This is a genomic window from Nocardia sp. NPDC050630 (assembly GCF_044457245.1).
Classification (GTDB): domain Bacteria; phylum Actinomycetota; class Actinomycetes; order Mycobacteriales; family Mycobacteriaceae; genus Nocardia.
Map to the genome: position 1 here is coordinate 382,413 of NZ_JBITGN010000007.1, position 9,332 is coordinate 391,744.

6 protein-coding genes are annotated in these 9,332 nt (G+C 58.5%); 5 read left to right on the top strand and 1 reads right to left on the bottom strand.

Annotated features, from left to right (window positions below):
• Positions 1-46 precede the first annotated feature (46 nt).
• The 5 genes from ACIBG0_RS21065 to ACIBG0_RS21085 all read left to right on the top strand — a co-directional run bounded on the left by ACIBG0_RS21065 (position 47) and on the right by ACIBG0_RS21085 (position 6,495).
• Positions 47-1,225: an MFS transporter gene (locus ACIBG0_RS21065; RefSeq protein WP_397034644.1), complete on the top strand. Its 1,179-nt coding sequence runs from the start codon at positions 47-49 to the stop codon at positions 1,223-1,225.
• A gap of 83 nt (positions 1,226-1,308) precedes the next feature.
• Positions 1,309-2,898: an AMP-binding protein gene (locus tag ACIBG0_RS21070; RefSeq protein WP_397034624.1), complete on the top strand. Its 1,590-nt coding sequence runs from the start codon at positions 1,309-1,311 to the stop codon at positions 2,896-2,898.
• A 1,121-nt stretch (positions 2,899-4,019) separates the two neighbouring features.
• Positions 4,020-4,463, top strand: coding sequence for a hypothetical protein (locus ACIBG0_RS21075; RefSeq protein WP_397034625.1), 444 nt, complete (start codon positions 4,020-4,022; stop codon positions 4,461-4,463).
• A gap of 1,148 nt (positions 4,464-5,611) precedes the next feature.
• Positions 5,612-5,920: a PadR family transcriptional regulator gene (locus tag ACIBG0_RS21080; RefSeq protein WP_397034626.1), complete on the top strand. Its 309-nt coding sequence runs from the start codon at positions 5,612-5,614 to the stop codon at positions 5,918-5,920.
• Positions 5,911-6,495, top strand: a complete 585-nt coding sequence (locus ACIBG0_RS21085; protein ID WP_397034627.1) for a hypothetical protein — start codon at positions 5,911-5,913, stop codon at positions 6,493-6,495. The genes ACIBG0_RS21080 and ACIBG0_RS21085 overlap by 10 nt, the downstream gene beginning before the upstream one ends.
• A 527-nt stretch (positions 6,496-7,022) precedes the next feature.
• Here the strand turns inward: ACIBG0_RS21085 and ACIBG0_RS21090 are convergent.
• Positions 7,023-8,840 carry an AAA family ATPase gene (locus tag ACIBG0_RS21090; RefSeq protein ID WP_397034628.1) on the bottom strand — a complete coding sequence of 606 codons (1,818 nt, stop codon included), beginning with the start codon at positions 8,838-8,840 and terminating at the stop codon, positions 7,023-7,025.
• Positions 8,841-9,332 lie beyond the last annotated feature (492 nt).

Sequence of the window (9,332 nt, forward strand, 5' to 3'; positions counted from 1 at the left end):
CACCACGTGGTGCCTCACATTCGGACTCGCGTGGACGGGCGTGTGGATGGCTCAGCTAACGCCGTTCCAGTACCTGCTTCCGGTCCAGATCAACGAGACGCTCGGCTCCACGATCGTGACAGACCAGTCGAGTTGGCGTTCGAGCGCGCTCGACTTCGGCATCATCTCCGGACTATCAGCAGTCTGCTTGGCCATCGGGCTACCACTCACAGGCGCGCTGAGCGACCGTACCCACGGGCGATTCGGCCGGCGCCGCCCGTGGGTCGCCATAGGTGGCGTTGTCCTCGCATCTGCTCTGGCCATGTTGGCCAACCAGCACACCACGCTCGGAATCGCCGTGTGGTGGTGTGTCGCCATGCTCGGATTCTGCGCTATCGCAGCTTCTCTCACCGCACTTATCAAAGACCGGGTTCCGCACGAACAGCGCGGCACCGTTTCCGGGTGGATGTCGATGGCGCAAGCCGGCGGGCTCATTGTCGGGCTGGGGTCGGTGGCGGCGCTCGCATTAGCAGCCGACACCGCATACCCGCTGCTCGCGGTGCTTCTCATACTGTGTGTGTCGCCGATTGTTCTCTCGTCGGCGACCGAGCCTGCCACCATCAACCGTCCGGCGGCGTTGTCGCCGCCATCGTCATCCGGGTCAATAAAGCGGCTGTTGCGGCATCACGACTTCCGATGGGCGCTGATCGGCCGCGTCACGGTCAACTTCGGAAATGCCCTGACAACATGCCTGCTGATCTACTTCCTGCAGTTCCACCTGCACATCGATGATCCCAGTCACGCACTGTTGATCCTCACCGTTGCCTATATCCTCAGCGTACTGAGCGTGTCGGTCCTGGGAGGATGGTTGTCCGACCGCTTTGGACGTCGCAAACCATTCATTGTCGGATCGGCAATGCTGCAAACCCTCTCCGCAGTAATGTTCGTATTCTCCGGATCCCTTTGGACCGCCACGGCAGCGGTGGCCGTCGTAGGTGCCGGCTACGGCTGCTACATGGGTATCGACCAGGCGCTCGGCGCCGACGTCCTGCCCGACGCCAACCATAGCGGCAAAGAACTAGGCGTTATGAACGTCGCACTCACTGTACCTCCCGCAGTCAGCCCGATTTTCGCAGCGGGAATCGTGGAACTCTTCGACGGTAGCTTCACAGAACTATTCATCACTGCCGGGATTCTGACCTTGCTCGGAGGTCTCGCGGTACTACGAATTCGTTCGGTGAGCTAGGCGCATTGAACGAGCGCAGAATTTTCAGTGGCCCCGACGGCATGCAGAACTAAACCTTGCAAACAATCGCGAAGGAGATACTCATGAGCTTTGCCTCGCCATTCCCCGATGTCGATATACCCGATCAAACCGTCTACGATTACCTTTTCGCCGGTATCTCCGAGTCCGAACTCGACCGGCCCGCACTCATCGACGGGACCTCGGGGGCGGTCACCACATACCGGACCCTTGTCGATCAGATCGACAGTGTCGCCAGGGCACTCATGGCGCGTGGCCTCGAGGTCGGTAACGTCGTCGGCCTGCACTCACCGAACATCCCGCCGTTTGCATCAGTGTTCCACGGCATTCTGCGTGCTGGTGCGACGGCCACCACCATCAATGCGCTCTACACCGCTGAAGAGATTGCCAAACAGCTGATCGACTCGGATGCAAAATTCCTCTTCACCGTCTCCGCATTGCTCCCGCAAGCCGAGACCGCCGCCAATCGAGCGGGCATTCCCGCCGACCGGTTGATCGTCATCGATGGAGCTCGCGACCATCCGAGTTTGTCACTTCTTCTCGCTGATGATGCGCCAGCCCTTCAAGTATCGATCGACCCCGCGACACACATTGCGGTACTCCCCTACTCCTCGGGCACCACAGGTAAACCGAAGGGCGTCATCCTGACGCACCGCAACCTCGTCGCCAACATTGCGCAAATGGAGTCACACTTCGGTATCACATCCGACGATGCGGTATTAGCGGTATTACCGTTCTTTCATATCTACGGTTTGACCGTTCTGCTCAATATTGCGATGAAGCTCCGAGCCCGTTTGGCCACGATGGCGAAGTTCGAACTGAATGATTTCCTGAGAGTTGTGCATGAGCACCGGCTCACCTACCTGTTCATCGCGCCGCCGGTCGCGGTGGCCCTGGCCAAGCACCCCGCCATCGGACAATACGATCTATCCTGCGTTCGTACTGTGTTCTCCGGTGCGGCCCCGCTCGACGAGGAACTCGGCAAGGCCGTTGCGAAGCGGCTCAACGTCCGGGTACGTCAGGGCTACGGCATGAGTGAGCTGAGCCCGATCAGCCACGTGATCCCGTTCGATCGTGACGACATAGCCCTCAGCTCGGTCGGCTTACCGATTGCCAACACAGTCAACAAGCTGGTCGATCCAGACACCGGCACGGAGATCGATCCGCTAGCAACGGGAATGAGCGCGCCCGGCGAGCTGTGGGTCAAAGGGCCCAACGTCATGGTCGGCTACCTCAATAATCCGGATGCCACCGCAGAGACCGTCGACGCCGAAGGTTTCCTACACACCGGTGACATCGCCACGGTCGACTCCGAAGGTGCCGTTTACATCGTCGACCGGCTCAAGGAGCTCATCAAGTACAAGGGGTATCAGGTGCCGCCGGCCGAGCTCGAAGCGCTGTTGCTGACCAATCCCAAGATCGCAGATGCCGCGGTCATCGGAGTCATCGATGCCGACAGCGGCGAGGAAATCCCGAAAGCTTTCGTCGTACGACAGCTCGCAGCGGACCTTACCGCCGAGGAGGTCATCGACTTCGTCGCCGGTCAAGTCGCTCCACACAAGAAGGTGCGAGCTGTGGAGTTCATCGACGCCGTCCCAAAGTCAGCATCCGGCAAAATCCTCCGCAAGGATTTGCGCTCGTCCGCAACGGCGTAGCCGATAGAAGGTCTGCACCATCACCCGGACATTCGTCCGCGACTCGATTCCGCCCGGCGGCCGAGCCGATCTGACGGATATCCGGGATCGCAGCCCCAGCAGCATCGACGACTCTTGCGTACCGATCACCGCGACTTAGCAGGTCGGAATCGCACGTGGTGGGCGCGTGCCTACCCACGCCCTCGAACCATAAGCTCGATAGCTTCCTGTTCCATATGGAACGGCGCGCTGTTTCATCGGTGCTGCAGGATGCATTAGCGTCCTTGAAGTGGACCCGGCAGCCATCCGGGCGGTTGGTGAGCCGGGTTTCGCGTATCTAGGACAGCTTGCGGACCTGCGTGATGAGTCCACACGCCGGCGCCAGTCACCGCCCTTGGCGACGCACCAGGCCACCGCGTCCGACACCCACAGCAGCGGCTCTCCTGATTCGGGCGCATGTGCTCATAGGCCAGTGTGTCGACGACGTCGAACTTCCGTACGGCGGCATAGAGGGTCCGGCTGTCGCCGTGGACCAGCGAATCGTCTTGTTCGATCGTCAACCGACGGCCGCCGACGGCGGCCAGGTCCTCGACAATCGCGGTGAGGCAACCGGTTCGAGCCTCGGCCGAGTCCCGGATGCCGGTGGCGTCGTACACGGTCACCTGCACCTCGCAGGGTGCACAGCGTCGAACAGATCGCGCGTCGGCGCGAGTCGTCTTCCTTCTTGAAGTCGATCCGGTTCTGCCCCTTGGCGCGCTGAGCCTGGAGCGCCTTGCACGACTGCTGGATGTGGCGGACCTCGGCGAGGGTGGACACGATCAACAACCCGTTCTGCTTGGTCTCGTCCACGAACGCGTGCATCTACGGCGCCCCTCAGCCTTTCCTCTGTGCCAGGCGACCGGCGCGCTACTTCGTCGGATCAAGCGTAGGACCCACGCTGAAGGTGTTTATGCATCCTTAAGAGCCTCGTCCTGCGTGTTGGTGTTTCAGAGACACACCGCCAGATAGCTGGAACACGCGTCAGGGCAATGTAATTCGTCGGGTACAGGTGTGTTGCGTCTTGCTGTTCCGGTTCGGTGCCGTGGCGGGCTGACCTATTGTCGGCCGTAATGGGTTGTCGGTCTGGGTGTGGAGGCGATGGGATGACCACTTTGAAGGATCTGTTTCTCGACGTGATCGAGGACGCCAGACATGTGCGGACGTGGCAGGAGGCGGTCGATCTGCACGAGCACACCAAGATACTGGTCAGCGACTTCGGTAAGCGGCAGGGCTTGTACTCCGCCGACAAGCGCCTCGAGCTGATCAAGCTGTGCAACGAGGCCCTGACAAAGGTCCGCAACGTCCTGCACCACGAGAAAATCGCATCCGACGTCGCCGCGGCCGCCGAGGCTCGCCAACGCCACGCGACCGAACGCGCCGAACGACTGGAGGCGATCGACCGGGAACTGGCCGAGGCTGTACGTGAGCGAGAAGCCCTGGACCAGAACCAATCCCGAAGCTTTCCCAGAAGCCCGCTCGAGGGCGTGACCGGCAACGCCTTGACCCGGGCGCTGGAGTCCCGCCACGAGCGGGAGCAGGAGCGGTAGACGAACATGACATCGACGGGGGAGCGCGAGGACCGGCGAGGCAGTCTGTGGACCGGGGAGGACTACCAGGAGTTCTTCGCCGCATTGGCGACAACAGCTTCCGATGAACAGATCGCTGCACAGCTCGGTCGGACACCCGGCGCAGTGCGGTCCCGGGCGAAGTTCGTTCTGCTGGACGGATATACCGGCGCCATCGCGATGCGCAAGCTACGCGACTGGACATCACCGGAACCCTGGTCGAGCAGAAGGGCAAAGGCACCGGCGGATGGGTCCGCAAGCCCGCGCCGAAGACCGAAAACGGATGGCGCCGAATCTTGTTGCCGCCACACACCATCGAGTCGATCCGCGAGGCCATCGAGCACCTGAAGACCTCCGGGCAGCCGAACCCGATGGGATTGCTGTTCCTTCCCGCGTCGGGACACTGCGCAATCCGAACAACTTCGGCAGGACCTGGCGTGCCGCCCGCGGCGAAACCTTCGCATGGATCACACCGCGAACCTTCCGCAAGGGCGCCGCCACCGCTGTCGACCACGAGCACGACGACCCCGAGCGCGGCCCGCCAGCTGGGTAACACCACGGCGGTAGCGAAGGGCCACTACATCGACCTCCCGGAGACGGTGCCGGACAATCGGGACGTCCTCGAGCGGTGGGCACGGGGCGAATAGGCCCGAAAATGTGAGATTAATGTGTGATCGGGTCAAATCCCAGCCCGATCCGGACAAGAGAAAACCCCTTCCGACCGAGGTCAGAAGGGGTTTTTCTGTCGGGCTGACAGGATTTGAACCTGCGACCACCTGACCCCCAGGACTGGGAATCGGCTATTTGCGCACGTCTAGCACGTTCTGCCGGTTGTCCGAAAGTTCGTGTGTTCTGCGGATGTTCAGTGCCGCGCATGACGTGTGGTCCCCAAATGGTCCCCACACTGCCAGGCATGGGCGAGGCGCCTGGTCAGTCCGAATCCCGCAGTGGTCCCTATGTTGGGCAAGCAGCGAAGGTCCATGATTGTTGTAACCCAGTCCGCAGGCGAACTTGCCCCAGATCGGGCAGCCACCACAGTCCGGGGCCACGCGGCCGAAGGTCGCGCACCTGCCGGATCTGCATGGCCGAGGCCCGTTGTAGATCGTACTCTACCTATGTAGAATACCGGAATGCGGAAGACACATGCTCTAATCCAAGTTGCCGCTGCGCTACTAACCGAACCAGATGCAAAGCATTGGGGGTACGACTTGAGTCGACGATCTGGTGTGCGTTCCGGTGTCTTGTATCCGATCTTGGCCAAGATGCTCCAGGAGGGCTGGCTAACCGATGGTTGGGAAGACCCTTCGACGATCGTCGATAAACGTCCACCTCGACGATACTACGAGCTCACGGATCACGGAAAGCTAGAGCTTGCCGCGACAATGCGCGCCGCCCGCGCCGACAGTCGATTCTCGGCGCTGAATCTGGGGTGGGTGTGATTCCGAAGGCGCTCGAACTCGCATCTTCCTGGCAGAGCATCACTACGCTGCTGATGGCAGTGGGAGTCTTTGGCTTCTGCCCCGGATTCATACTTCGACTCTTGGTAAAGGTGTACCCCAAGGACGATGCCAGGCGTCGAGAACTTCCAGCCGAGCTCTATGCAATGAACCTACTGCTGCGGCCCTTTTGGGTTGCTCAGCAGTTCGAGACCGTCATATTCGAAGGCACGAGCTTGAGATATGGTGGCTGGAAAATCAATCGCAAAGAGAAGCAGATGGCGATTGATAGCTTGGATGTGTTCGAGTTGTTGGCCCTTCAGGCGATCGCAGATGCAGATGCTACCGAGGACGACACGGTAGTCGTACAGGTCATTCCAAGCGGAAAAATATACAGAAAGAGCGTTCGAGAGATTCGCCAGGCGACGTCTTCCTCCCTGCGTACACGCATCCGATACCGTTTCCGATCACACGATCGGAGACACTTTATGTTCCACGTCTACGAGTTACTCACGTCATCGGTTCAACCAGCGCCAACGGATACAACTCCCCATGAGGATTACGAGTGGTTTGTATGAACGTCTGGCTAGAAGTGCCGAGATTCGTTGAGCGCTAGACGAAACCGCCACCAGCCACCCCGCAGGGCACCGGAGAATTCCTCGGCGACTGCATAGTTGGGTCGGGTACGGCTCGCGTCGTGTCCAGCACTGCTCGGCGAATGAGAAAGCGACCAGAGTTTAGAGTCTGCGTTTACCACGTCGCCAAAGCGGATAGCCGATCATGCGAACTGGACCAGAATGCGCCCCGGCGGCGCGCGGCGCCGCCGGGGCACCTCTTGATCCTGTATGGCTGAATTCGGGCAACAAGCCCGACAGCCCCGACAGCCTCCGAAAAACCGCTCCGTGCGTGCAGACTCCGAGCATCACATCAATCTGAGCGGACGGAAGACCTCAGGTGGAGGCCATTTGCGCGCACGTCGCGCACGGTCTGCAAGTTATCAGCACACCCGCGCGAGTCTTGCGGATGTTCACCAACGCGCATGAGGTCCGGTCCCCCATATGGTCCCCACGGTGCTGGCCGCTTCCTTCGGTTAAGACACGGTCGCCTAAGGCTCAGCGGGCACCGACATTAGTCCGTTCGCTGCGCGGATTCTCCCCACAAGATCATCAATCTGATCTTTAAGATCGAAGACCCACGATTCGATGGGCATCTTGCGTGCAACAACCGCCTTCGCGACACTGATCTTGCTCGGGTGACTGTTCTTCGTCCCCTCGAAGGGGTTACCCAGCGGAGACACGTACTGACTCTCGGGCATAAGGTAAACGTTCTTAGGATATTTATCCGCAATAGCGCTCTTAAGTATATCTATGGGAATATAATTCTCTATGGTATATCCACGAGTGATCCACACTTTAGCACCATAATTTTCAAATTCGAATTTGACTCGCTTCTTAGTTTCATTTACCTCACTATCCTCGCTCTTATTATCTGCGTCTATGACTATCGCAAGGTTTCGGTTGATCATAGCGAGCTGTATGAAATCAGTTACCTCTTCATCCTCTGCAGTCAGATGGTTGAGCAACGCGCCACCATAGAACATGATTGAGTAGTGAACACCTTCAATCAGTTCAGGCGCGAGCTCGCTAATCCAACAGTGCAGATAGATTCTATCTGACGGACCTTCGACCCATACCACAAAGTTAGACTGGACGATATCCGAAGCGCGATTACCAAGATCCGCCACCGCGTGCGACAGCGTTGATCTAGAAATGACGGAATCTACATGCGTCCAACCGTCGTCGTCCATCGTAACGTGCGAGATGGAGGCAATCGTGGAATCGAGAATCGACGCCGAATGAGTCGATATCAGATACCGGTTATCGGTGTCCTCAGCAAGATACTGGATTAGTTTTCGCTGTAGCGTGGGATGAAGATGCAACTCCGGCTCTTCAATACAGATAAGCTTGCCAGTAGTCACGGTTGTTGCAGCACCCAATATAATTACCTCTGCAATACCTGTCCCGAGGTTGGCGATAGACTCTACCTTATCTTTCTTGCCAATATGCACGAGGATGTCGTTTCGCTCGTCGGGTATTTCCACTTGCGCGTTGGGGTCATCGAGCACTGCCTTTACGAAGCGATTGAATGCCTGGTAGCGCACCGTATCTTTCCTATACCTCTCCCGTGATGGACGCTGGAGAGCTGCGAGACTACGAATAATTCCCCGACCATTAGCGAATGGCAGCGAATTCGAGTCGCCAGAATCCGCAGTAGCCTCGCGGATTGCGTCCACTCGTTCGACCAGAGGAATTATATTCACGAGAGGAATGCGCCGAATCACAGAGTTAAACAAGTCGAAAGGAGACCGATCGACAATACCACTCGGCATGCTCACCTGTCGAAGCCATTCGGAAATCGCGCGAGATTCAGCTTCACCGAACCTCGCCATTGCAGCATTGAACTGTCCTTTAGAGATCGCGATCTTACTTGCGTTCGATCTCCGCTCATCCTGCTGAACTTCAAAATCGAGCCAGAAGGTATCAGAACATCCCAGCGAATAGGGTTCAGCCCGAAAAAGATCCAACATGGTCACAGGATAATGTCTGCCAGCATTCCTCTGAAGGAGGTCCGCAAATGGTGCCAGCACCTCGTCTGTAAAGCGGAACCCCAAGCGAACAGTCCACACGGAAGCAGCCGGCTGGCCTTCCGGTGTATTGTCGTATAGTTTCTGCGGGTGAATCCCACCGACCGAATCTGCACGAAAAGCATCAATGACGTCGAGCATGACCTTGAGCGTGTTCGACTTCCCGACGTTGTTCTTGCCAACAAGAAGGTGAATTCGATCCATCGGGCCAACAGTTTCGATTGAGTCGCCCCCATAACTTTTGTAACCCTTAATACCGAAGCCAGCGAAACTGTCCAAGTCTTAATTCCTCCCGAATCATTTTTTCGCATAATGATCTCACATCAGTCACTTCTACTGGAGTACACATGCGTCTTACCAACTTTGGCTTCGAGTACTCTGCACATCGCTCAGACGGTCGCGGATGTCTCTCTTGATCGTTGGCAGCCGCGGCGGTGATTATCGCGATCCACATGCGGCAGTATTTTTCCACCTCTAGCGGATCCTGACTGGCAGTTGGCCTCTCGGGCGCACTCGCAGAGGGGCCCTGTTGGGTGGTGGGTGGGTTCACGAAAGGTTGGCTTGCTACCGCCTGCCCCATAAGGGCTCTGCCCTTCATGCGAGAGGCTCCGGGTTGAGGGGTGCGTAGCAATCACGCAGTGACGCCGGATGGGCGCACGAACACAACGTAGGCCGCCACACCTGCTAGCGGACACGTGATAATCCGGCTGGGCGGACATTTGGCTCCGGGCTGGCGGACATGATTTCTCCGGATCGGCGGACATCTGGATC